The following is a 23,201-nucleotide window of genomic DNA, read 5'->3' on the forward strand; positions in this document are numbered from 1 at the left end:
CGCGGTGACCACCTCGTTCGCCGAACTGCTCGGCCCACCACCTCCCGATCCGATCCCCGTCGATTGGCCGGGTGTCGAAGCCTGGCTCGGGCTGCGTTTGCCGAGGTCCTACAAGGCCTTGGCTGACACCTACGGCCCGATTTTCGTCGGGAGGCGCCTCTGGCTGGAGGTTCCCGCCGCCCGCGACGATCGCCGCGATTACGCGGACGCACTCGCTCACATGCACAAGCTCTGCGGCGCGTCGTCGATGGATCTTCCCGTCGAAGACAGGCCTCGATTCCATCCGAAGCCGGGCGGCCTGCTCGCCTGGGGTAGCACTACTTACTCGGAACATCTGTTCTGGGACACCGGAGCTTCGGACGATCCCGAGCGCTGGCCGGTCGTGGTCGCCCAGTTGAGTGCGCTCGACCAAAAGGGGAATCCTTGGCTCGACCTGGAAATGCCCTTCGACGAGGCGCTGGCCGCCATCGTCCGAACCGGAGTCCGGCTCCCCGCCGGTGCCACACTGGGGCCGTTGGCGCCGTCGGTCGAGCGGAGCCACGCCTTTCTGCAAGCGCGTCCCTGGGTCGTGCCGCCACCTCCTGAACCGAAAGCTCCGGATCCGCGAAGGCTCGCCGCGTTCACCCAAGGGACCGGGTTGGACGCCTTGTGTGAGTTGGTTCCGCCTCCGGAGGTGCCCTACCTCGGCGAGGGTTCGTGGGACGAACTCTTCGAGCGGCTCGGCACGCGGCTGCCCACCGAGTTCGTCGCCTTGATGGAGCGATACGGCTATGGATACTTCGCCGATTGGCTGCAGGTTCCCGCGCCACTTCGCTCCGACCATCTAGGACTGGCCAAGTCGGTGGAAGAGTCCTTGTACAACTATCGCGACCTTCGTGCCGACGCCCCCGACTACCAGCCACTGGCCGTGTGGCCGGAACCTGGCGGCTTCCTTCCGGTCCTGGACACCCAGGGCGGAGACGAAATCGGATGGCTCACGCTGGGCGAGCCGGACGAGTGGCCGGTCATCGTCTATCCGCGCCACAACGACCAAGGGCCGCCGCTCGCCGGACGGCTCACCGATCTCATCCTCGAGTGGCTTCGCGGCAACTTCACCACGGACGGCTTCGTCAGGCTGTTCGTGGATGAAGACGATCCCTTCGAAACGATCCGTTTCGAAGGGACGAGTCCCGCCCCCGAGCGCGTCTAGCCGAAGAAGCCGTGGACCTCGTCGATGACGCGGTCCACGTCGGCGTCGGTCAACGCCGGGAACAGCGGCAGCGAAAGCTCCTGGCTGTAGTACAGCTCCGCGTTCGGGCACATCCCGCGCTGGTACCCGAGGTCTTCGAACACCGGGTGCCAGTACGCGGGGATGTAGTTGACCTGCACGCCGATCCCCTTGCCTCGCAAGTGATCGAACAGCGCGCGGCGACGTCCTTCGAGGACTCGCAGCGGGTACAGGTGCCACACCGGGTCCGCGCCTTCGCGCACGGCAGGCGTCAGGACACCGTCCAAAGAGGACAGTGCCGCGGTGTAGCGCGCGTGGATCTCCGCGCGCCGCTTCTTGAACTCCGCGAGCCTGCGCAGCTGACTGCTTCCCAAAGCGCACAACACATCCGGCAGCCGGTAATTGAGGCCGAACTCGTGCACCTCCTGGTGCCACGCGCCCTCATCGGGATACCGCTGCGCCGCTTTGTCCCGCACCAGCCCGTGGTTGCGGAAGCCGCGGGCCCGCGTCAGCAGCTCGTCCGAACCGGCGATCACGGCGCCGCCTTCGGCCGTAGTGAGGTTCTTGGTAGGGAAGAAGGAGAACGTCGTGAGGTCGGCGAGCGAGCCGACCGGTTTCCCTTGCCAGCTCCCGCCGACGGAATGCGCGGCGTCCTCCAGCAGCAGCGCGCCGTTGCCGTGCGCGATGCGGCCGAGTTCGTCCAGCTCCGCCGGGTGGCCGGCGTAGTCCACGGCCGCGACGACCTTGGTCCGCGAGGTGACGGCCGCCGAAGCCGCCGCCGGGTCGAGGTTGCCGGTGTCCGCCTCGACGTCGGCGAACACGACCTTGCCGCCGAGGAGCGCGGCCGTCGCGGCGGTGGCGACGAACGTCATCGGCGAGGTGACGACCTCGTCACCGGGGCCGATCCCGGCCGCCGCGTACGCGACGTGCAGCGCGGCCGTGCCCGAGGTGACGGCCACCGCGGGCGTGCCGCCGGTGTGCTCGGCGAGGTCTTCTTCGAAGCGCGTGACGGCGGGACCGGTGGTCAGCCAGTCGCCGCGCAGCACTTCGGTGACCGCGGCGATGTCCTCGTCCGAAACGGACTGACGGCCGTAAGGGAGAAACTCAGCCATACTGCTCGACCAGGCTGCGCAGCTCGTCCGCGTCGAGCCACAGGTCGTTGGTGTCCGAGCGGTAGGCGAAGTTCTCCGGCACGGCCTCGCCACCCGACGGCGGCTCGTAGCCCCAGCCCGCGATATGCGGCTGGACGACGTAGCGATCGCTCAGCCGCAAAGTCCGGCGGGAGTCGTCGGGGGCGATCATCTCTTCGTGCAGCTTCTCGCCGGGCCGGATGCCGACCTCGTGCATCGGCGAACCGGGCGCGATGGCCTGCGCGAGTTCGACCAGCCGCATGCTGGGGATCCGCGGCACGTAGAGCTCGCCGCCGTTCATCTGGTCGAACGAGTCGATCACGAACTGCACGGCCTGCGGGAGCGTGATCCAGAAGCGGGTCATCTCCTTGTGCGTGATCGGCAGCGACTCGCCCTTGGCCGCGAGCGCGCGGAAGAACGGGATCACACTGCCGCGGGAGCCCATCACGTTGCCGTAGCGGACCACGGAGAACCTGGTCGGATGCGTCGCGGCGTAGTGGTTCGCGCTGATGAACATCCGGTCGGCGCACAGTTTCGTGGCGCCGTAGAGGTTGATCGGGCTGGACGCCTTGTCGGTCGAGAGCGCGACGACCTTCTTCACACCCGTGTCGATCGCGGCCTCGATGACGTTCTGCGAGCCGACGACGTTGGTCTGCACGAATTCGAACGGGTTGTACTCTCCCGTGTCGACCTGCTTGAGCGCGGCGGCGTGCACCACGTAGTCGACGCCGTGCATCGCGCGCTCGAGGCGGCGGCGGTCGCGGATGTCGCCGATGAACCAGCGCAGCCGAGGGTCGTTGTCGAACTGCTGCCGGGCTTCGTACTGCTTGAGCTCGTCGCGGGAGAGCACGACCAGCCGTCGCGGGTTCAGCTCGGCCAGGGCGTAGGTGATGAACGCCTTGCCGAACGAACCGGTCCCGCCGGTGAGCAGGATGCTGGAGCCATCCAGCTCGGACATCGTTGACCTCCGCGTTTCGGTGCTACTGCCGCACGACATCATGTCACCCATGGATCCAGACCCCGGGGCCCACGTGGTCAACGCCGTCATCCAGGCACGCGCGTCGTCCACCCGGCTGCCTGGCAAGGTGCTCCGGCCGCTGGCGGGCCGGAGCGTGCTCGGCTGGGTCGTCCGCGCCGCCGCGAGTTCGCCGGGAATCGACAACGTCGTGGTCGCGACCTCCACGGAGGCCGACGACGACCCGGTGGCCGAAGAGGCCGCCCGGCACGGCGCCCTGGTCGCCCGAGGGCCGCTCGACGACGTCCTCGCGCGCTTCGCGGTGGCCATCGAGTCGTACCCGGCCGACGCCGTCGTGCGGCTCACCGCCGACTGCCCGCTGCTGGACCCGGCGCTGATCGGGCAGCTCGTCACGTTGTGGCGAGCGCGGCCGTCGCTGGACTACTTGAGCACCACCCTCGTGCGCACGCTGCCCCGAGGCTTCGACGCGGAGCTCGTGCGCGCGGAAGTGCTGGCCGAGCAGGTCGAGACGGCTCGTGGTGCCGACCGGGAACACGTGACTTCGGGCATCTACTCGCGTCCGGAGACGTACTCGTGCTCCGGCGTCGTGGTGAGTCCGCCCGCCGACGACCTGCGCGTGACCTTGGACACCGCTGAGGACTGGTCGGTCATCGAAGGCGTCGTGGCGGAACTGGGGGATCGCGTCGGCGACTGGCGCGAGGTGGTCGCGGTGTTGCGCTCCCGGCCCGACCTCGCGACGCTCAACCAGCATGTCGAGCAGAAGAAGGTGGCCAGGTGACGAGGCTGGTGCTGCGGGCCGACGCCTCCGGGACGATCGGCGCGGGCCACGTCTCGCGCATGGTCGCCTACGCCGAACGCGCGGTCGCGCGAGGCTGGGAGGTCGTGTTCTCGGGTCAGGTGGACAACGCCGAATGGCTGGCCGCCCGGTTCGACGAGCTGGCCGTTCCGGTGGTGCCGTCCGTGCCCTTCGACGGCTTCGACGCGGTGGTCGTCGATCACTACGGCCTCGGTGAGCTGCATGAAGAAGTGAACGGCGCGGGTGCGCTGCTGGTCTCCGTCGAGGACGACGTGTTCGGTCGGCGCGAAGCGGACCTCGTCGTCGACTGCGGTTTCGCGCCCGCGCCGAGGCCCGACGACGGCTCCGGCGAGCTGCTCAGGGGCGTGGCTTACGCGCCGATGCGAGACGTCGTCCGGGCCGCGCGCGAGAAGCGTCGCGGTCGCGAAGGGGCCGAGCGGCCGCACGTGACCGTGGTGCTCGGCGGCGGGACCGAGTGGGCGGGCACGGTCAGCGCGCTGCTGCACGCCCTGCGCGACACGGGGCTGCCGTTCGTCGCCGATGTCCTCGTGCGCGGCGAACCGGTCGTCCCGGAAGCGCTGCCGGGGCAGGAGTTCCGCGTTCAGCCGCCCGGACCGGGGCTGCTGGACCTGCTGGTGGAGACGGACGTCGCGGTGAGCGCGGCCGGTGTCACGCTGCTGGAACTGTGCTGTCTCGGTGTGCCGACCGGTGTCGTGAAGCTGGTCGACAACCAGGAGACCGGCTACCGGGGCGCGCTGGACCTCGGGCTGGCGGCCGGGCTGGGGAGCGCGGCGGCGCTGGACGAGGACGCCGTCGAGACGCTGCGGACGCTGTTGAGCGACGAGGAGGTGCGGCGGCGGTTCTCGGAGACGGCGTCGTCCGTTGTGGACGGCCACGGCGTGGACCGCGTGCTGGACCGGTTGGACACGCTCGTCGCGCAGGGGAAGTCGTGACTGTGAGCAAGCACTTCCGCGAGAGACTGCTCGAAATCATCGCGGACAAGCGCTACGACAAGTGCCGTCCGCTGCTCATCGAGGAACTTGAGCGGACTCCTCGTGAGGAGCTGTATCAAGAGCTCCCCGATCTCATGATGTCTCTTCGCGCCGAGGGACGAGAGGACGACGTTGCCGAGGTCGCCGAGCTGATGACGGATTGGGCTCCGCCGGAACGCCGGGTTTGACCCCGTTCGAGGACCGCATCTGTCCTCGATCCTCCCTACCGTCGTCCCCATGACCGACGAAATCACGCCGTTCAAGATCGCCGTCCCGCAGCGCGACCTGGACGACCTCGCCGCCCGCCTGGCGAACACGCGCTGGCCCGACGGGATCGACGGCGTCGGCTGGGGGCTCGGGACGCCGCTCGGGTACCTCCAGGAGCTCGCCGAGTACTGGCGCCTTCGCTACGACTGGCGCGCCCACGAGGAGCGCCTCAACGGTTTCCCCGGTTTCCTGACGAACATCGACGGCGCGAACGTGCACTTCCTGCACGCGCGGTCACCGGAGCCGGACGCGATCCCGCTGGTGCTCACGCATGGCTGGCCGGGGTCCATAGTGGAGTTCCTCGACGTCATCGGCCCCCTTTCGGACCCGCGCGCGTACGGCGGTGACCCCGAGGACGCGTTCCATGTCGTCGTGCCGTCGCTGCCCGGGTTCGGTTTCTCCGGGCCGACGACCGAGGCGGACTGGGGCCCCGACCGGATCGCCGGCGCGTGGCCGGTGCTGATGTCGCGGCTCGGGTACGAGCGGTTCGGGGTGCACGGCGGCGATTGGGGCGCGATCGTGTCGCGTCAGGTGGGTGTCCGATGCCCGGAGCGGGTGATCGGCGCGCATCTGACGATGCTGCCGAGCGCGGTGCCCGAGTCGGAGGCTGATCTCGAAGGGCTCACCGGCGACGAGCTCGCGCGCGGTGAGGCGGCGCTGGCGCGCGGGCGGGAGTTCCAGTTCGGCGAGCTGGGCTACGCGATGATCCAGGCGACCAAGCCGCAAACGCTTGCCTACGGGCTCACCGACTCCCCGGCCGGCCAGCTCGGGTGGCTGGTGGAGAAGTTCAAGTCCTATTCGGACTCGCGGGACGTTCCGGAGGACGCGATCGACCGTGACGATCTGCTCACCAACGTGATGCTCTACTGGCTCACCGGCACGGCGAACTCGTCTTCGCGGATCTACGCCGCGTTGGGCTCGGCCTGGGGCGCGGAGCCGCCGAAGTCCACTGTGCCCACTGGCGTCGCCGTGTTCCCGAAGGACACCGGGCTCCCGATCCGCCGTCTCGCCGAGCGCACCGACAACATCGTGCACTGGTCCACTCTGGACCGTGGCGGTCACTTCCCGGGGCTGGAGGTGCCGGACCTGCTCATCGGCGACCTGCGGACGTTCTTCCGCCCCCTGCGCTGACCCCCCGGGAGTGTTATGAGTGCGGCTTTCATCGCAAAATTTGCGATGAAAGCCGCACTCATAACACTTGTCAGAGGTACTGGCCCGGCCCGTGCGCGTCGCCACCGGCCGCGGGCCCGCCGAAGGCACCGCCCGCGGAAGGACCGGCCGGGAGCCCGCGCCGCATCTGCTCCAGTTGCACCCGCGCGGCCATCTGCTGCGCGAACAGCGCGGTCTGGATGCCACTGAACAGCCCTTCCAGCCACCCGACCAGCTGGGCCTGCGCGATCCGCAGCTCGGCATCGGACGGCGTCGAGTTCTCGGTGAACGGGCGCACCAGGCGTTCCAGCTCGTCCTGGAGCTCCGGCGCCAGCGCCTGCTCCAGCTCCCGGATCGAGGTCTGGTGGATCTCGCGCACGCGCGTGCGGCTGGCGTCGTCCAGCGGCGCGGCGCGGACCTCCTCCAGCAGCTGCTTGATCATCGTGCCGATCCGCATCACCTTGGCGGGTTCTTCGACGAGGTCGCCGAGCGATTCCTCCTGAGGCGAGTCCTCGTCGGAACCGGAGGCGAGACGTGCGGTGCCGACCGGGACGCCGTCGGGACCGACGACCACCACGTGGGGTGAGGAGTCTCCGCCGCCGTCACCGGGGGTGGTCGATTCGCGGGAAACTGGGTCGGTCATGTGCTCCATCCTGGCCTACGTCGGGCGCGAAGCGCAGTGTGGTTTTCGGCGCCGTCTCCGAGCGTAGCGGGAATCGTCGCGCCCCGTGGTCGGGCACCCAACCCCGGGTAAAGCGCCAAACCGCACGTCCGTACGGTGTCCCCATGGCGTTCGACGTCGCTCGTATCCGTGGGTTGTTTCCCGCGCTGGGTGACGGCTGGATTCACTTCGACGGCGCCGCCGGAATGCTCGTACCTGAACAGGTCGCTTCGGCCGTGTCGACGGCCATGCGTGCTCCGGTGTCCGGGCCGGGTGGAGCGTTTCCGGCCTCACAGCGTGCGGAAAGTATTGTCACGGCCGCTCGCCGGGCGGTCGCCGACCTGGTCGGCGCCGACCCGGCCGGAGTCGTGCTCGGACCCAACGCGCCCGACCTCATCCGCCGCCTGGTCGACGCGATGGCCGATCGCTGGACGATCGGCGACGAGGTCGTCGTGTCCCGGCTCGACGAAGAGGCCAACCTCGCGCCGTGGCGCCGCGCCGCGAAACGCGTCGGCGCTGTCGTGCGCTGGGGCGAGATCGACATCGAGACCTGCGAGTTGCCCGCCTGGCAGTACGAGAACCTCGTCTCCGCGCGCACCAAGGCCGTCGCGGTCACGATGGCGTCCGGTTCGGTCGGCACCCGGCCCGACGTCCCGACGGTGATCGAGTTCGCCAAACGCGTCGGCGCGCTGGTCGTCGTCGACGCGACGTACGCGGCGCCGTTCGTGCCGCTGGACCTCAACGCGCTCGGCGCCGACGTGATGGTGGTTTCGGCGCAGGCCTGGGGCGGGCCGTCGGTGGGGGCGCTGGTCTTCCGCGATCCCGAGCTGCTCGAACGCCTGCCGTCGGTCTCGCTCGACCCGGCCGCGCGCGGCCCGGCCCGGATGGAACTGGGCCCGCACGCGTACCCGTTGCTGGCGGGCTTGATCGCGTCGATCGACTATCTGGCCGGTTTGGACGACGCGGCGATGGGCTCGCGGCGCGAGAAGCTGGTGACGTCGCTGGGTTCGGCGAAGTCGTATCACGCGGGACTTCTGGCGCAACTGTCCACAGAGCTGCGTTCGCTTCGGCACGTGATGGTCATCGGTGACGCCATGCGCCGGATCCCCGCGCTGGCCTTCGCCGTCGCGGGCAAGAAGTCGCCCGAGGTCGCGGAGTACCTCGCGTCCCAAGGGCTCTGCGCTTTCGCCGACGACGGCACGAGCGGGGTCTTCGGATCACTGGGCGCCGCCGAAGTCGGCGGCGCCGTCCGCATCGGACTCGCGCATTACTCGAACGTCTTCGAGGTCAACCAGCTCGTCCGGGTGCTCGAAGAGATCCGCTAGCCCGGACCCCGCCCCGCCACCACCCTCAACGGACAGGCTGCGCCTGACTCGTCAGGATTTAGCGGCGAGGAGAACCTTGCCGAAAACCGTGCCTTCTTCCAACGCACTGTGCGCCGAAGCGGCCTCGGCCATCGGCACGACCTGACCGACGATCGGCTTCACCGAACCCTGCGCCACCAGCGGCCACAGCCGCTCGCGGACGTCGGCGACGATCGCGGCCTTCTGCTCCAGCGGCCGCGACCGCAGGCCGGCGCCGTACAGGCTGGCGCGTTTGCCCATCAGCTTCCCGATGTTGAGCTCGCCCTTGGCCCCGCCCATCATGCCGATGACCACGAGCCTGCCGTCCATGGCCAGCGCGTCGAGGTTGCGGTCGAGGTACTTGGCGCCGATGTTGTCGAGGATGACGTCCGCGCCGCCGGTCTCGGCGCGCAGGACCTCGACGAAGTCCTGCTTCTTGTAGTTGATCGCGATGTCGGCGCCGAGCTGGCGGCAGCTCTCCAGCCGCTCGTCCGAACCCGCTGTCACCGCGACCGTCGCGCCGAGCGCCTTGGCGACCTGGATCGCGTGTGTGCCGATCCCGCCCGCGCCACCGTGGACGAGCAGCACCTCGCCTTCGGACAGCTTGGCGTGCATGACGACATTCGCCCATACCGTGCACGCGACTTCGGGCAGTCCGGCGGACGCGAGCAATTCGACTTCGGCGGGCAGCGGAAGCAGTTGTCCGGCCGGTACGGCGACCTTTTCCCCATAGCCGCCACCGGCGAGCAAAGCACAAACCTCGTCCCCGATTCGCCACCCTTCGACGCCTTCGCCGATTTCGGCGATCGTGCCCGAACATTCGAGCCCGAGAATGTCGCTCGCACCAGGCGGGGGCGGATAGTGGCCTTGGCGTTGCAGCAGGTCAGCACGGTTGACGGCACTCGCGGCGACATCGAGGACGACTTCGCCTTCACCCGCCACCGGATCAGGGACCTCGGTCCATTCGAGAACATCGGGATCGCCGGGCTCACGGATGGTGATCGCGTACATACAGACGACCCTATAACGGTGATGGGAAGTCCGCCGAACGTCGGTTGACCTATGACCTAAACCACACAAAGGTGACGCTCATGTCATATTCGCGAAGAAGCATTGTTCCCTCGATCGTGGTGATGGCCACCGCCGCGCTCACGGTCGGAATGGCTCCCGCTGCGACAGCCGCGCCGAAGATCGACGGCCCCGCGCTGGCCAAGCAGCTCGTCAACAAGGTCGATGGCGCCAATGTGAACCGGCACCTGATCGCGCTGCAGCGGATCTCGGACGCGAACGGCGGCCGTCGCGCCGCCAGCACCGAGGGCCACAAGAAGTCCGCGGAGTACGTCGCCACGAAGCTGGAGCAGGCCGGCTTCACGGTCACGCGGCAGGAGTTCCCGTTCACCTACGCGGAGACCCTCGCGGAGAAGCTGACTGTCGCGGGCGCCGATGTCCCGATCATCATCATGTCCTACAGCCCGTCGACGCCCACCGGCGGAATCACCGCCCCGCTCGCGGTGGTCCCGGTCGACGACACCAGCGGCTGCGAAGCCGCCGACTACGCCGGCGGGGTCACCGGCAAGATCGCGCTGATCCAGCGCGGTGGCTGCTCCTTCGCGCAGAAGCAGGCGACCGCCGCAGCCGCGGGCGCCGTCGGCGCGATCGTCTACAATAACGTCCCGGGCCCGGTCAACGGCACCCTGGGCGACCCGGCCGCGGGCAAGATCCCGACCGGCGGCGTCACCCAGGCCGACGGCCAGGCGCTCGCCGGCAAGGCCGGTACCTCGGTCACCCTCGACCTGCGTGCCTTCCAGGAGGCGCGGACCAGCTACAACGTCATCGCCGAGACCAAGACCGGTCGCAAGGACAACGTCGTGATGCTCGGCTCGCACCTCGACAGCGTCACCGAGGGCCCCGGCATCAACGACAACGGGTCCGGTTCGGCCGCGCTGCTGGAGACCGCGCTGCAGCTGGGCAGCAAGGCCAAGGTCAACAACGCAGTCCGCTTCGGCTGGTGGAGCGCCGAGGAGTTCGGTCTCGTCGGCTCGACGTACTACGTCAACTCGCTGACCTTCGAGCAGCAGCTCGACATCGCGCTGTACTACAACTACGACATGATCGGCTCGCCGAACGCGGCGTACTTCGCCTACGACGGTGACGACTCCGACGTCACCGGCGCGGGCCCCGGCCCGTACGGTTCCGGCGAACTCGAGAAGACCCTCGTGGACTACCTCCAGCAGGGCAAGGGTGTCCCGGTCGAGGGCACCGACTTCACCGGTCGTTCCGACTACGGCCAGTTCATCGCGGTCGGCATCCCGGCCGGTGGCCTGTTCACCGGTGCCGAAGGCGTGAAGACCGCTGCCCAGGCAGCCAAGTGGGGCGGTAGCGCCAACGTTCCTTACGACAAGTGCTACCACCAGAAGTGCGACAACCTCGGCAACATCGACCGCGTCGCGCTCGACCGCAACTCCGACGCCGTCGCTTGGGCGCTGGGTGTCTACGCGACCAGCACCGAGAACATCAACGGTGTCCCCGGTGGCAAGGCCGCGAAGGCGAAGGCCCTTCGCGCGGCCGAGCGGTCCAAGCAGCGGAGCCTGACGGCTTCCGTCCACGCTGACGACCACGGTGTCGCCGCCGCGTAGTAGCTGAACCGCGTAGTAGCTGAAGAGCCTCGTGAGTGGCTAGGACGGTTCTAACCTTCCTAGCCACTCACGAGGACTGGACCGAAGCGGCACCGCCGCTTTGGCCGCCGGCAGTAGTAGCAAGTACGTGAAGGCCCCCTTCATTGCGCTAGGCGCGGTGAAGGGGGCCTTCACGTACTTTGGGGAGGGGGCCTCCACGGACCGGCGCTGCGAGGCGAAAGGCCCCTTCAGCCCAGGCTGTTGGTCGCGAAGGTGTCGCACCGCGCGGGCTGGCCGGTCTGGAAGCCGGTGGTGAACCACTTCTTGCGCTGGGCCGAGGTGCCGTGGCTGAACTTCGACTCGTCGACCCGCCCGCCGCCGAGCTTGGACTGGATGTAGTCGTCACCGATCCGCGAAGCGGTGTCCAGCGCGGAGTTGATGTCCTGCTGGCTGATCTCGCTGAGCAGTGGCCGCCCGGTCTCGGTCGGTGTGGTGGTGGCGTGGTTCGCCCAGACGCCGGCGTAGCAGTCGGCCTGCAGTTCGAGCCGCACCGAACCCGACGTCGGCCCGCTCCCGGTGCCCTTTTTGGACACTCCGGTGAGGTTCTGCACGTGGTGGCCGTATTCGTGGGCCAGCACGTACGCCTCGGCGAACGGCCCGCCGTCCGCGCCGAACTTGGTGCGGAGTTCGTTGAAGAACCCGAGGTCGATGTACACCTCGGAGTCGCCGGGGCAGTAGAACGGCCCGACGTCGGAAGTCGCGTTGCCGCAGGCCGTGTTCACGCCGCCGTTGAAGAAGTTGGTGACGGCCTTGCGGTAGGTCGACCCGGAGCGCTGGAACTCTTGGCCCCAGTAGTCCTGGATCGAGTTGATGACGCCGACGATCGCGCAGTCGTGCTTCCGGTTCGCGTCCGCGCCGGTCTTGCACTCCTGTGACAGCGACGTGTTGTCCATCTGCTGCCCGGAACCCACGGAGCCCAGGCCGCCGAGCCCGCCCGAGGACGGGTTCAGGCTCACGCCGCCGAACTGGGAGATGAGGAAGTAGATGACGAGGCCGACCACGCCGAGCCCGCCACCGCCGAGTGCCACCCGGCCGCCGATCCCGCCACCGCCACCGCCGCCTCGCAGGTCCTCGACTTCGGAGGTGTCCAGGCCCGCGCCTTCGTCGAATCGCACGGGGGAAGCGTAGCCGGAGAAGCCCGGATATGCCTGGGTGCGGCCACTTGGCGTGGCCGCACCCAGAACTACCGAGGTTGTCTTGTCCTGATCGCCGGTTGGCCGCGATCACCGGGCCGGCGTCCCGCGCTGCCGAGGCGGTCGAAGAGGCCGCGAACCCGAAACAGGCTGGAGTGACGCCGAATGCGCGAGAATTGTCGAGCGCATGTGAGATGCCCGCGCTCGTCGCTGTTCACAGTCGCGACCGACCCGGTCCTTTCCGTTCCGGTCGCGGGGACACAGCAGGCGGTCAACCGCGAGAATCACCCGCCATACCACCACCTGACCTTTCCCGGCTGGGAGCAGGTCCGGCGACCTTCCGAGGAGTTCGCCTGGTACTTGCCCGAACCATCCGCTGACAAGCAGAATGCGCCTTTTCGCGCCGAGTCTCAACCTTTTCGTAACCCTCCTTCGGGCGAATGTTCCCCCGGATTTTTCAAGGCCGAAAAGTGACCGGCGGGTATGCGCCTTGTGCGATCAACGATCTACCCTGCGTGGATGGCGGTGGAGCAGAAGGAAGTGCACTGGCTGTCCGAGTCCGAGATGGTCGCTTGGCGCTCGTACATCGTCGCCACCATGCGGCTGCGACAGCGCCTGCATCGCGAACTCTCCGAGCGCCACGACGTCTCACTCGCCGACTACGAGGTCCTGGTCTGCCTTTCGCTCCAGCCCGACAACCGGATGCGGATGACGGAGCTGGCGAGCATGCTCGGCTCGACCAAGAGCAGGCTTTCGCACCAGATGGTCCGGCTGGAGGCCGAGGACATCATCCGCCGCACCCGCGACCCGGCGGACAAGCGCGGTGTCGTCGCGGAGCTGACCGAACGCGGCGCGGAACTGCTGGGGGGCGCGGCGCCGACACACGTCGAAGGTGTCCGGGAGCACCTGATCGACTTGCTGAGCCCTGAGGAGCAGCGGGTGCTGGCGCGGGCTTTCGGGCGGGTGCTGGAGCACCTGTCGGAGATCGACGGGCTCCCGCGTCTGCCGCCGGTCACTTCTTGAGGGCGTTGATCCGCGCGGCCTGACGGGTCAGGTGGGCGCGCTCGGCGAGGTTGGACGCCTTCTCGGCGGCCTCGCCGTAGAGCCGCGCCGCCGTCGCCAGGTCGCCGTCGCGCTCGTGGAGGTAGGCCGCCACAGCCGCGTGCCGGGGCAGCGCGCTGTCCAGTTCCGCGAGCGCGGCCAGCCCCGCGCGCGGCCCGTCCGCCTCGCCGACGGCCACCGCGCGGTTGAGCCGCACGACCGGGCTGCCGGTCAGGTTCGCGAGCTCGTCGTACCACTCGACGATCTGCACCCAGTCGGTCTCTTCGGCGGCGGGCGCGTCGGCGTGGAGTGCCGCGATGGCGGCCTGTGCCTGGAATTCGCCGAGCTGATCACGGGCCAGCGCCGCCTGCAGGATCTCGACGCCCTCGGCGATCAGGCGCGTGTCCCACTTGCCGCGGTCCTGTTCGGCGAGCGGGACGAGGTCGCCGTCGTCCGTGGTCCGGGCGGCGCGACGGGCGTGGTGGAGCAGCATGAGGGCGAGCAGCCCCCGCACTTCGGGGTGGTCGATCGAGGCCGCGAGCCGCCGGGTGAGCCGGATGGCTTCGGCGGCGAGGTCGACGTCGCCGGAGTAGCCCTCGTTGAAGACCAGGTAGAGCACGCGGAGCACGGTGGCGACGTCGCCCGCCTGGTCGAAGCGCACTTCCGAGACGGTGCGCTTGGCCCGGCTGATGCGCTGCGCCATGGTCGCTTCGGGCACCAGATACGCCTGGGCGATCTGGCGGGTGGTCAGCCCGCCGACGGCACGCAGGGTGAGCGCGACCGCGGACGACGGCGTCAGCGACGGGTGCGCGCAAAGGAAGTAGAGCTGCAGCGTGTCGTCCACCGCGGGAGCGGGCCCGGGCTCCGGCTCTTCGTCGACGGTGTCCTCGCGACGGCGCCGGGCGGCGTCGGACCGGGCGACGTCGAGGAACTTGCGCCAGGCGACTGTGACGAGCCAGCCCTTCGGATCCTTCGGCCGGTCACCGGGCCAGACGCGGACGGCCTCGATCAGCGCTTCCTGCACGGCGTCCTCGGCCGCCGCGAAGTCGGCTCCGCGGCGGACGAGGATCCCGAGGACGTTCGGTGTGAGGCCCCGGAGCAGGGCCTCGTCCAGTTCCGTGGTCACTCCGTGATGATGAGCGGTTCGCCGAACAGTGGACGCAGTTCGAGCCATTCGTGGATCGGCTTCCCGCCCGCTCCCGGCGCGGCCGACAACTCGCCCGCCAGTGCGACGGCACGCTCGTAGCTGTCGACGTCGATCACCATCCAGCCGGCGATGAGGTCCTTGGTCTCGGCGAAGGGCCCGTCGGTGACCGGCGGCTTGCCCTCGCCGTCGTAGCGGACGAAGGTGCCTTCGGGGGCGAGAGCCCGCTCGTCGACGAACTCGCCGGTCTCGTGGAGCCGGGTCGCGAAGTCCCTCATGTACTGGATGTGCGCGGTGATCTCTTCCGGCGCCCACTGGTCCATCGGCACGTCGTTGACCGCCGCCGGAGCGCCGCGGTAGTGCTTGAGCAGCAGGTACTTGGCCATGGTGAGGACTCCTCGATGGGTGGTGCGGCCATTGTGGCCGCGTTCATCGCCGGGACGGAGCAGGACACGCGTTCTCGACATCCGCAATGCGACCTTGAGTGACGACAATTTTCATCCGACCTCAAAGGTGATCGCCGCAAGATCCGTTCGAGTGAATATGGCATTCGACGTCGAAAAGCAGTCTGCCGGTCCTTCTGCCTGGTGGTCTATACATCTGACCTCTAGCGTTCTTGTCGCGACAGTTCGAGAAGTGTGCGTTCTCCATCGCGAAAGGAAAAGTCCTTTGTCCAGAGCAAAACGGCGCTACGCCGGCCTGCTGGTGACCGCCGGCCTCATCTGTGGCCTGCTCATCGGTGAGACCTCCGGGGCCGCCGCCACCGACGACTTCACCCCCTCCGCCGCCAGGGACCACAGCCGGCCGTTGCCGCCCGGCGCGACCCCGGTGGCCCCGCTCGCCCTCTCCGTCGCCCAGGCGCAGATCGCCGCCAACCCGGTGATCTGCGAGGGCGACGGAGTCTCCGGCAAACGCATCGAGCTGGTCTACGTCCGTGAGGCCGGTCAGCCCGACCGGTACGCGACCGTCGCACCGTCCCTGCGCGCCTACGCGTCCGGGATCGACGACGGCTTCAACGACAGTGCCGCCGTGACGGGCGGCAGCAGGCACATCCGGTACGTGACGACGGCCGGCGCGGGCTGCCAGGTCGCCGTCGCCACCCTCGTGGTGCCCGACGGCACGTACCAGTCCGGCGCGATCCGCGACCGCGCCATCCAGGCGGGCTTCTACAACGCCGACCGCGACTACGTCCTGTTTTCCGACAACCCCCTCACCTGTGCCGGCACCTGGGGCGACAGCGACGACCAGCCCGGTCCGGCCAACGCCTTCAACAACGGCAGGCACTACACGGAGATCGCCGTCCCCTGCTGGGGCGTCAACGCCACCGCGCACGAACTGGGCCACGTGCTCGGCGCGGTCCTGCCCGGGGCCCCGCACTACCAGGGCGGCGGGCACTGCTCCCAGGAATGGGACCTGATGTGTTACGGCGACACCCAGTCCTTCGACTGCCCGCAGCGCGATTCCGACCGGCTGATGGACTGCGGCAACGACGACTACTTCAGCACGAACCCCGTGCCCGGCAGCTGGCTCGCCACGCACTGGAACGTCGCCAACAGCGCCTTCCTGATCAAGAAGGACACCCCCGACAACGACGACGGCCACGCGCAAGGCGGGAAGACCTACGTCATCACGGGAGCCAACGGCGACGCGATCGACGTCATCGGTTCTTCGACCGGCGGCCTCGTCAACCTCAGCAAGCGGGCCCGGACCGACTCCACGAGCCAGAAGTGGATCCTCGGCTACAACACCGGTCTGCAACTCGTCAACGCCAACAGCCAGCTGTGCGCCGACAGCGCCCAGAGCGGGACGGCGCCCGGAACCCAGATCCTCCAGTACAACTGCAACGGCCAGAACGGCATGCGGTGGGCGTTCCAGCCGCTGGGCAACGGCAAGGTGGCGATCTTCAACTACCTGACGGGCTACGCGATCACCGACGGCGGCGCGTATCCGGCGCCTCTCGTCCAGCAGCCCTACACCGGGGCGGCCAACCAGCAGTGGACCCTGAACCCCATCGCCGACCCCGGTCCGCAGACGGGCAAGAAGTACTACCTCTCCGTCGCCACCAACGGCGACAGCGCGGCCGTCGTCGACGGCTCGTCGTCCGCCGGCGCGAAGATCACCCACGTGGCCAGACAGAACGACAACGGCCAGAAGTGGAACCTCACCGACGCGGGCGGCGGGTACTGGAAGATCGTCAACGAGCGGAGCGGCCAATGCCTGCGGCCGGTCTCCGGCAGCACCGCGGAAGGCGCGCAGCTCGAACAGACGCACTGCGGCTCGTCCACGAATCAGCAGTGGAAGCTGCTCCGGAGTGCCGACATGCGCTACGGGCTGGTGAACCGGGCCAGTTCGTTCGCGGTGCGGCAGGTCAACAACGGCACGGCCTCGATCCTGGAGCAACGGCCCTTCGTGGGCGGCCGTAGCGACGAGACCGTCTGGGCTCTCGTGCCCGCGTGACACGAAAAGCTCCCCAGGTCCGCGGACCTGGGGAGCTTTCGGTTTCAAGACTGGCGGTAGCGGTGGGATTCGAACCCACGGAGGACAGAGCCCTCGCATGTTTTCAAGACATGTTCCTTCGGCCGCTCGGACACGCTACCGCTGTCGAGGGTATCCGACAGGTCTTTGCCTGAATGCTTCGGATCTAGTCGAAGTCCCAGTCGGTCAGGATTCCGATGAAGAGGAAGAAGCCCAAGAGCAGGACGATGATCGCGACGCCGATGTAGCCGATGATGATCGCCGCGAGCGCCATGCTCTGGCCGCCCGCTTCCCCGCGTTTGGCCTTGGAATACGCGATGTGCCCCATGATGACGCCCGCGATCGACGGCAGCCCGCTGCAGGCGACCAGACTGGCGATCGACACGACCAGCGCCGCGATCGCCAGGCCCTGCTCCTGCGGCGGCTGCGGTGCGCCGTAACCGTATCCATGACCTGGCTGCGGGTACGGCTGGCCGTACGGAGGTTGCCGGCCGTAGGGCTGCTGCTGACCGTAGGGGTCCTGCGGATATGTCACCGGCTCACCGTAACCGCCGGAGTTCAGGAGGCCTGACTCTTCTCGGCTTTCGCGGCGATTCGCGCCTGGACCTCGGGACGGCGCAACGGCGGCACCGTCGTCGGTGGCTGACGGCGTGCGGGCAGCTCGGAGAGCAGCCGCCGGGTGATCGCGGTGATCTCGGCGACGGCGGCCTCGAACGGTTCGCGTGTGGCGTCGGAGAGGCTCTGCACCCCGGACACCTTGCGGACGTACTGGCGGGCGGCGGCCTCGATCTCGTCCGGCGTCGCCGCCGGCTCGAGGCCTCGAAGCGTGGTGATGTTCCGGCACATGCCCCGATCGTACGTCCGCCCACCGACGTTTCCGGGCGGTTCGATCACACAGTCGGTTAGAAGCTGCCCCGGTTCGTTGACGCCGAAAAACGTGCGAAGGCACCCTCGGCGGAGTGCCCCTCAGACCTCGCTCTCTTCGCCGTGCGCCCGTCGAGCCGATCGCCGAACCGGCCGTACCCTCCCCGATCCCGGAACAGGTCTGGCAGCGCGTCCCGATCGACGCCCTGATCGACGTCGTCACCGAGATCTTCACCGCGCATGACCTGCCGTGGTCCCGCGCCAGGATGGCCGCCGAGGCGTTGTGCCACGGCGATCTCACCGGAACCCCGGAAACGGGTGTCGCCGAGCTGGCCAGGCTGCATCTTCCGATGCTGGTCGACGGCCTGGTCCGGCCGCGGGCCGAACCGCTGATGATCGCCGACCGCGGCGCCGCCGCCCTGATCGACTACCGCCGCGCGCCGGGCCTGTGGGCCGTCGGCGACGCGATGGACAGGGCGGTGTCACGGGCGGGCCGGTACGGCGTCGGGCTGATGTCGGTCCGCGGTGTCGGGCCGTTCGGCCGCGCCGGGCACCACGCCGCGAGGGCGTTGCCGCACACCATGATCGGGCTCGTCATGGCGGCGGGCGGGGAACGCGGGACGGCCGCGAACCCGCTCGGCATGGCGGCCCCCGCCGGCGCGTACCCCGAATTCGTCCTCGACATGGACACGCTCGCCGACGTCGACAGTGCCGCCGTCGCCGGTTTCGCGCTGCTGGTCGAGATCTTCGCCGGGGTGCTTTCGGGCGTCGGCGACCACGATCACGACACCGGCCTCATGGTGATGGCCATCGCCCCGACGACGCTGCGCAGCGCCGACGGGTTCTACAAGGCCGCGAGCGCGTTGTTCGGCAGCCTGCTCGGCTGGGAGGGCGGGACCCCGGTCCGCTACCCCGGCTGGCGCGAGGCGCAGTACCTCGAACAGTGCCAGGCGCTGGGTGTCCCGCTGAACGAGCCGGTGCACCGCGAACTCGAAGACCTCGCGAAGGCGCTTCGCCTGGCACCGCTGAAGGGCCGCTAGGCCAGGACGACGCGGCCGCCTTCGCCGCCGACCTCCACGACGTCGCCGTTCGTCAGCTGGCGGCCGCGCCGGACCTCCACCTCGCCGTTGACAGTGACCTCCTCGGCGTCGAGGAGGTCTTTGGCGTGCGAGCCGTCTTCGGCCAGGTTGGCCAGCTTGAGGAACTGGCCGAGGCGGATCGGCTCGCCGGTGATCGGGACGTCGTGGATGCTCATGGGGAGATCATCCCCGTGCGTCCATCTTCCGGTACAAGGTGGCGACGTCGGTGTCGAAGTAGCTGCTGTAGGAGGTGTCCGGGTCGTCCCCGCCGTACAGATAGCCGCCGATCACGCCGACGACGGTGCCGAGTTCGGTCTCCGGGTCGGGGTCGACCACCCACGGGCCGCCGCTGGTGCCGGTCGTGAAGCCGGGGCAGCCGACCCGCATCTGGTAGGTGTCGGCCTGGCTGCTGGTGCCGTGGCAGACGACCGGCGCCTCCCGTTCGTCGGGATATCCGGTCAGGGTGATCGGGTGGGCGAACCCGCCGCCGGTCAGCAGGGTGTTGGCGCCTGTGACGCTTTCGAGGGTCTTCGTGGTGCCCGCCTGACGCGCGGTCGCGAACCCGACATCCAGGTCCGGATCGGACGAATCGGCCCAGCCGTCGGGAACCTGCGGATCCGAGACGTCCCAGTAGCCGTAGGGCGCGACGCCGTCGTGATAGGCGGGCGCGAACGAGATCCCCGTGGCGTACTCGCCGCCTTCGCCGTCGTGAAGGCAATGCGCCGCCGTGACCAGGAGGTCTCCCGGGCCGCTGTGCACGACGCTGGCCGTGCAGAAATGCGAACCGTCGAGGAAGAGCGCGCCGATCGCCGGGTTGTACCGCGGCGTGGCGGGGGCGGCCGCCACCGTCGCGGCGGTGTCTCCGGGCTCGGTCTCGGCGGGTTCGGACGCGGCGGAACAACCGGTCAGAACGACGCAGAGCACGAACAACAGGGCGCGGCGCATCGTCTTCCTTCCGGTGGTCCACGGCTGTCCTGGTTGCAGATCACCATAAGCGGTCGGCGAACACAGCCCGAATCGATCAACGCACAGCAAGCTCACAGCCGTAGTATGTGTTACTTCCGGTAACAGTCGAACTTGGGAGCGGGTATGAAGGCGTTCACGGACAAGGTCGCGGTGATCACCGGCGCGGGCTCGGGGATCGGCAGGGCACTCGCGATCGAACTGGCGGAGCGGGGCGCGCGGCTGGCGCTCTCCGACGTCGACGCCGTCCGTGCGGCCGGCACCGTCGCGTTGTGCGAGAAGGCGGGCGCGACCGCGAAAGCCTACGAACTGGACGTCGCCGATCGTGACGCCGTCCTCTCGCACGCCGAGGAGGTCGCCGTCGATTTCGGGGGCGCCAACCTCGTGGTGAACAACGCCGGGGTCGCGCTCGGCGCGACGGTCGAGGAAATGACCTGGGACGACTACGACTGGCTGATGGGGATCAACCTCGGCGGCGTGGTCAACGGCACGAAAGCCTTTCTGCCGCAGTTGATCGCTTCGGGTGACGGGCACATCGTCAACCTTTCGAGTGTGTTCGGCTTCATCGGCGTGCCCACACAGAGCGCCTACAACGCGGCGAAATTCGCCGTGCGCGGGTTCACCGAGGCGCTGCGGCAGGAAATGCTGATCGCCCGGCATCCGGTCGCCGTCAGCTGCGTGCACCCCGGTGGCATCAAGACGAATATCGCCCGCGACGCGCGGGGTGGCGCCGAGCGGAACATGGGCAAAGCCTCCGAGGGGTTCGAAAAGATCGCGAGGACGACACCGGAGAAGGCCGCGCAGACCATCGTGCGTGGTATCGAACGAGGGACGGCGCGGATCCTGATCGGACCGGACGCGTATGCCATCGACGCGATTCCCCGCGTACTCGGATCCTTTTACCAGCGGCCGCTCGCGCTGCTGGGACGCTGGGGAATGAAGCGCCTCTGAGAGAATGGGAAGCCCCTGAACGGAGTAACTCTCCGTGGTCCGGACGGCTCGGTATAACTCGATCGGGGTGCGTTACTTACGGCGGCGTCGGAAATGCACCACAATGCTCAAGTTCGTGATTCCGCTTCCGGAGGTCCCCATGCCGCGCGCCGCCCAGCGCCGTCCGTCGACCGATGCCGCGCTCTGCGCGACCGTGCCCGTCGAGACAGCCGAGTTGCTGGACCGGACGGGGATCATCGCGGCGAGCCTGCCGAAACGGCGGCGCAGTCCGGAGAACGAGATCGAGCCCGAGCCGATGCCGGTCCGCAACCCGGTCTGCGAACCGGTCGTCGACAAGGATCTGCGGCCCAAGGCCGTCGTCATCCACCGTCGCGCCAGGGCCTGGCTGGTCGGCGGGGCCGGGGTGGCGCTGCTCGCGATCGGCTGGTTCGCCGGCACGTTCAGCCTCGCGCCGGTCGACGACACCGCGTTGCCCGAGCGCCCGTTGCCCGCCGTGGCGACCCAGCCCGCCGCGCCACCGCCGGTCGTCCAGCCCACGCCGCAGGCCGCCCCGGTGACCGTCTACGTCCCGGTCACCGTGAAGCAGCAAGTGCCCGCGACGACGAAGAAGAAGCCCGCCAGGGAGCAGGTCGTCGCGCTGCCGCCCGCCGAGCCCCGGCCGACGGAGCAGCCGCGCTCCGACATCACGGCGCAGAACAAGGCCACACAGGGCCTCCGGGACATGATGGATCCCGCCGTCGCCAGTTCGCTGGCGATGGAAATGGCGCAGGGAATGATGGGGTACAGCGCCGGCCGCTGACCACGCGCGACCGTCTCTCCACAGTGGACACTGGCCGAGGTCGTGGGCCGGATGGCCGCTGACACTGCGGAAGTGATCGACTACCGTGAGCCAAGGGGAGGGCTCATGGAGAAGGGGGATCCCGCACGGAACACCGCGTTCAAGGCCGCTTTCGCGGTCGGTGAGTTCCGTGCGTTGTGGGCGGCCGAGGCGCTTTCGCAGGCCGGTGACCAGCTGGCCAGGGTCGCGTTGTCGGTGCTGGTCTGGGAAAGAACGGCGTCGGCGGGGCTGACCGGGCTCACCTACGGGTTGACGTATCTGCCGACGCTGATCGGCGGCACCCTGTTCGCCGGATTGGCGGACCGGTACTCGCGGCGGACGGTGATGATCGTCTGCGATCTGCTGCGCGCGGCGCTCGCGGCGTTGATGGCCGTGCCGGGGACGTCGTTGCCGGTACTGGCCGGGCTGCTGGTGATCCTGACGATGGCGGGCGGTCCGTTCCGGGCGGCGCAGCTCGCGTTGCTCCCGGACGTCCTCGAAGGCGACAGGTACGTCGCCGGGCTCGCGGTCCGCACGATCACCATCCAAACGGCACAGCTGGCCGGATTCGGCGGAGGCGGGCTGGTGATCGGGCTCGTGACGCCCTACTGGGGGCTGGTGATCGACGCGGGGACCTTTGTGGTCTCGGCGCTGCTCGTGTCCACAGGGGTTCGTCGCAGGCCACCCGCTGTCACGGAATCATCGGTGAAAAGCCGTGTGGCAAGGGCTTTCAGTGGCGAAGGCGCCAGAGAACTGTGGCGGAGCAAGGGAATCCGCCTGCTGTTCGGATTGAAGATGCTTGCCGGTTTCGCCATCGCCCCGGAAGGACTCGCGGCCCCGCTCGCCGTCGGTCTCGATGCGGGAAGTTTCGCGGTCGGCCTTATTCTCGCGGCGGATCCGGTGGGTTCGATAATAGGATCGTGGATCTTCACGAAATGGGTTCCGGCGCGGCGGAAAACGCGAATGGTCGGCGTTCTCGCGCTCGCATCCGTCGTTCCTTTGCTTTTTGTCTTCTTTCGCCCGTCATTGCCTGTCTGCCTTGCCCTGATCGGGCTCAGCGGGGCCTTCGCGGCGCCGTACCACCTGCAGGCCGTCGCACTGATGGCCCGCGCGGTGCCGGACGGCGTCCGGGCGCAGGTGATGGGCCTGACCTCGACGAGTTTGGTGACAGTGCAAGGAATTGGGATCATGCTCGCGGGCGGTCTCGCCCAGCTGACCGGTCCGTTCGTGGCCGTCGGGGTGGCCGCGGCGGTCGCCGTCGCCTCGGCGGGCCCGATGGCGATGGCGTGGAAACGCACCATCGCCACCGGGTCCGATGTGTGGCTCCCGGCCGGGAGCCGGACCGGCTGAATTCGTGGGATCAGTCCTCGCGACCGTTCATGATGATCCTCCCTCCCACTGCTCCATCTGTGTGTTCCGGAATTGACTCGAGCCACCCTCAGTACTACCTCGGATACATTGAAATGTGTACGGAAGGGGGACCGGTGACGATGATTATGGGGGATGTGGAACTCGCCGGAGAAGGGGCCGGTACACGT

24 protein-coding genes and 1 tRNA gene are annotated in these 23,201 nt (G+C 68.7%); 13 read left to right on the top strand and 12 right to left on the bottom strand.

Translation table 11 applies throughout. From position 1 onward, the window contains the following. Positions 1 to 4 precede the first annotated feature (4 nt). A complete protein-coding gene (locus ACZ6YV_RS05380) occupies positions 5 to 1,189 on the top strand; it encodes an SMI1/KNR4 family protein (protein WP_465508419.1) in 1,185 nt (394 codons plus the stop codon). Here the strand turns inward: ACZ6YV_RS05380 and ACZ6YV_RS05385 are convergent. After that, positions 1,186 to 2,319, bottom strand: coding sequence for a DegT/DnrJ/EryC1/StrS family aminotransferase (locus ACZ6YV_RS05385; RefSeq protein WP_465508420.1), 1,134 nt, complete (start codon positions 2,317 to 2,319; stop codon positions 1,186 to 1,188). The genes ACZ6YV_RS05380 and ACZ6YV_RS05385 overlap by 4 nt on opposite strands. Further along, complete coding sequence (gene pseB, locus ACZ6YV_RS05390) at positions 2,312 to 3,295, bottom strand: UDP-N-acetylglucosamine 4,6-dehydratase (inverting) (protein WP_465508421.1); 984 nt, start codon at positions 3,293 to 3,295, stop codon at positions 2,312 to 2,314. Before pseB ends, ACZ6YV_RS05385 begins: the two co-directional genes overlap by 8 nt. Positions 3,296 to 3,344: 49 nt before the next feature. On the opposite strand from pseB, the gene ACZ6YV_RS05395 reads away from it, so the two are divergent. Genes ACZ6YV_RS05395 through ACZ6YV_RS05410 form a run of 4 tightly spaced genes read left to right on the top strand, consistent with a single transcriptional unit; the run spans position 3,345 to position 6,499 of the window. Beyond that, a complete protein-coding gene (locus tag ACZ6YV_RS05395) occupies positions 3,345 to 4,091 on the top strand; it encodes a cytidylyltransferase domain-containing protein (RefSeq protein WP_465508422.1) in 747 nt (248 codons plus the stop codon). After that, positions 4,088 to 5,062, top strand: a complete 975-nt coding sequence (locus tag ACZ6YV_RS05400) for a spore coat protein (RefSeq protein ID WP_465508423.1) — start codon at positions 4,088 to 4,090, stop codon at positions 5,060 to 5,062. The genes ACZ6YV_RS05395 and ACZ6YV_RS05400 overlap by 4 nt, the downstream gene beginning before the upstream one ends. Then, positions 5,059 to 5,289, top strand: coding sequence for a hypothetical protein (locus tag ACZ6YV_RS05405; RefSeq protein ID WP_465508424.1), 231 nt, complete (start codon positions 5,059 to 5,061; stop codon positions 5,287 to 5,289). Before ACZ6YV_RS05400 ends, ACZ6YV_RS05405 begins: the two co-directional genes overlap by 4 nt. A gap of 49 nt (positions 5,290 to 5,338) precedes the next feature. Then, the gene (locus tag ACZ6YV_RS05410; RefSeq protein WP_465508425.1) at positions 5,339 to 6,499 is read left to right on the top strand and encodes an epoxide hydrolase family protein; all 1,161 of its coding nucleotides are present in this window, start codon (positions 5,339 to 5,341) and stop codon (positions 6,497 to 6,499) included. 70 nt (positions 6,500 to 6,569) lie between these two features. Here the strand turns inward: ACZ6YV_RS05410 and ACZ6YV_RS05415 are convergent, their stop codons facing one another. Next, positions 6,570 to 7,169: a bacterial proteasome activator family protein gene (locus ACZ6YV_RS05415; RefSeq protein WP_465508426.1), complete on the bottom strand. Its 600-nt coding sequence runs from the start codon at positions 7,167 to 7,169 to the stop codon at positions 6,570 to 6,572. Positions 7,170 to 7,303: 134 nt separating this feature from the next. Here ACZ6YV_RS05415 and ACZ6YV_RS05420 point away from each other — a divergent pair, with 134 nt between their 5' ends. Continuing rightward, positions 7,304 to 8,503 carry a cysteine desulfurase-like protein gene (locus tag ACZ6YV_RS05420; RefSeq protein WP_465508427.1) on the top strand — a complete coding sequence of 400 codons (1,200 nt, stop codon included), beginning with the start codon at positions 7,304 to 7,306 and terminating at the stop codon, positions 8,501 to 8,503. A 51-nt stretch (positions 8,504 to 8,554) separates the two neighbouring features. Here ACZ6YV_RS05420 and ACZ6YV_RS05425 read toward each other — a convergent pair whose 3' ends face one another. After that, positions 8,555 to 9,532 (bottom strand): NAD(P)H-quinone oxidoreductase, encoded by a 978-nt coding sequence (locus ACZ6YV_RS05425; protein ID WP_465508428.1) that lies wholly within the window; start codon positions 9,530 to 9,532, stop codon positions 8,555 to 8,557. Positions 9,533 to 9,612: 80 nt separating this feature from the next. Between ACZ6YV_RS05425 and ACZ6YV_RS05430 the strand changes: the two genes are divergently transcribed. Continuing rightward, positions 9,613 to 11,157, top strand: a complete 1,545-nt coding sequence (locus ACZ6YV_RS05430) for a M28 family metallopeptidase (RefSeq protein ID WP_465508429.1) — start codon at positions 9,613 to 9,615, stop codon at positions 11,155 to 11,157. A gap of 227 nt (positions 11,158 to 11,384) precedes the next feature. Here the strand turns inward: ACZ6YV_RS05430 and ypfJ are convergent, their stop codons facing one another. Then, positions 11,385 to 12,311, bottom strand: coding sequence for a KPN_02809 family neutral zinc metallopeptidase (gene ypfJ, locus ACZ6YV_RS05435; protein ID WP_465508430.1), 927 nt, complete (start codon positions 12,309 to 12,311; stop codon positions 11,385 to 11,387). Positions 12,312 to 12,848: 537 nt separating this feature from the next. Between ypfJ and ACZ6YV_RS05440 the strand changes: the two genes are divergently transcribed. After that, positions 12,849 to 13,352, top strand: a complete 504-nt coding sequence (locus ACZ6YV_RS05440; protein ID WP_465508431.1) for a MarR family winged helix-turn-helix transcriptional regulator — start codon at positions 12,849 to 12,851, stop codon at positions 13,350 to 13,352. On the opposite strand, the gene ACZ6YV_RS05445 is transcribed toward ACZ6YV_RS05440, so the two are convergent. Then, positions 13,342 to 14,484: an RNA polymerase sigma factor gene (locus ACZ6YV_RS05445; RefSeq protein ID WP_465508547.1), complete on the bottom strand. Its 1,143-nt coding sequence runs from the start codon at positions 14,482 to 14,484 to the stop codon at positions 13,342 to 13,344. The genes ACZ6YV_RS05440 and ACZ6YV_RS05445 overlap by 11 nt on opposite strands. An 8-nt stretch (positions 14,485 to 14,492) precedes the next feature. Next, positions 14,493 to 14,900, bottom strand: a complete 408-nt coding sequence (locus ACZ6YV_RS05450) for a YciI family protein (protein ID WP_465508548.1) — start codon at positions 14,898 to 14,900, stop codon at positions 14,493 to 14,495. Between the two features lie 283 nt (positions 14,901 to 15,183). Here ACZ6YV_RS05450 and ACZ6YV_RS05455 point away from each other — a divergent pair, with 283 nt between their 5' ends. Further along, positions 15,184 to 16,971, top strand: a complete 1,788-nt coding sequence (locus ACZ6YV_RS05455) for an RICIN domain-containing protein (RefSeq protein ID WP_465508432.1) — start codon at positions 15,184 to 15,186, stop codon at positions 16,969 to 16,971. Positions 16,972 to 17,022: 51 nt separating this feature from the next. Here ACZ6YV_RS05455 and ACZ6YV_RS05460 read toward each other — a convergent pair. From ACZ6YV_RS05460 to ACZ6YV_RS05470, 3 genes are all read right to left on the bottom strand, one after another. Then, positions 17,023 to 17,111, bottom strand: a tRNA-Ser gene (locus ACZ6YV_RS05460). A gap of 44 nt (positions 17,112 to 17,155) precedes the next feature. After that, entirely contained in the window at positions 17,156 to 17,524 is a 369-nt protein-coding gene (locus tag ACZ6YV_RS05465; protein WP_465508433.1) for a DUF4190 domain-containing protein, read from the bottom strand. Between the two features lie 23 nt (positions 17,525 to 17,547). Beyond that, entirely contained in the window at positions 17,548 to 17,835 is a 288-nt protein-coding gene (locus tag ACZ6YV_RS05470) for a DUF2277 domain-containing protein (RefSeq protein WP_465508434.1), read from the bottom strand. 113 nt (positions 17,836 to 17,948) lie between these two features. Between ACZ6YV_RS05470 and ACZ6YV_RS05475 the strand changes: the two genes are divergently transcribed. Then, positions 17,949 to 18,893: an Ldh family oxidoreductase gene (locus ACZ6YV_RS05475; protein ID WP_378238193.1), complete on the top strand. Its 945-nt coding sequence runs from the start codon at positions 17,949 to 17,951 to the stop codon at positions 18,891 to 18,893. Here ACZ6YV_RS05475 and ACZ6YV_RS05480 read toward each other — a convergent pair. Next, on the bottom strand, positions 18,890 to 19,108 hold the full coding sequence (locus ACZ6YV_RS05480; protein WP_005149665.1) for an RNA-binding S4 domain-containing protein: 219 nt from the start codon (positions 19,106 to 19,108) through the stop codon (positions 18,890 to 18,892). The genes ACZ6YV_RS05475 and ACZ6YV_RS05480 overlap by 4 nt on opposite strands. A gap of 7 nt (positions 19,109 to 19,115) precedes the next feature. Then, positions 19,116 to 19,877: a trypsin-like serine peptidase gene (locus ACZ6YV_RS05485; RefSeq protein WP_465508435.1), complete on the bottom strand. Its 762-nt coding sequence runs from the start codon at positions 19,875 to 19,877 to the stop codon at positions 19,116 to 19,118. Positions 19,878 to 20,021: 144 nt separating this feature from the next. Here ACZ6YV_RS05485 and ACZ6YV_RS05490 point away from each other — a divergent pair, with 144 nt between their 5' ends. The 3 genes from ACZ6YV_RS05490 to ACZ6YV_RS05500 all read left to right on the top strand — a co-directional run bounded on the left by ACZ6YV_RS05490 (position 20,022) and on the right by ACZ6YV_RS05500 (position 23,013). Next, positions 20,022 to 20,846, top strand: a complete 825-nt coding sequence (locus ACZ6YV_RS05490) for an SDR family NAD(P)-dependent oxidoreductase (RefSeq protein ID WP_465508436.1) — start codon at positions 20,022 to 20,024, stop codon at positions 20,844 to 20,846. Between the two features lie 115 nt (positions 20,847 to 20,961). Next, positions 20,962 to 21,645, top strand: a complete 684-nt coding sequence (locus ACZ6YV_RS05495; RefSeq protein ID WP_465508437.1) for a hypothetical protein — start codon at positions 20,962 to 20,964, stop codon at positions 21,643 to 21,645. Positions 21,646 to 21,750: 105 nt separating this feature from the next. Next, positions 21,751 to 23,013 (top strand): MFS transporter, encoded by a 1,263-nt coding sequence (locus ACZ6YV_RS05500; RefSeq protein ID WP_465508438.1) that lies wholly within the window; start codon positions 21,751 to 21,753, stop codon positions 23,011 to 23,013. Positions 23,014 to 23,201 lie beyond the last annotated feature (188 nt).

This window comes from Amycolatopsis sp. NPDC102522, from assembly GCF_055584485.1.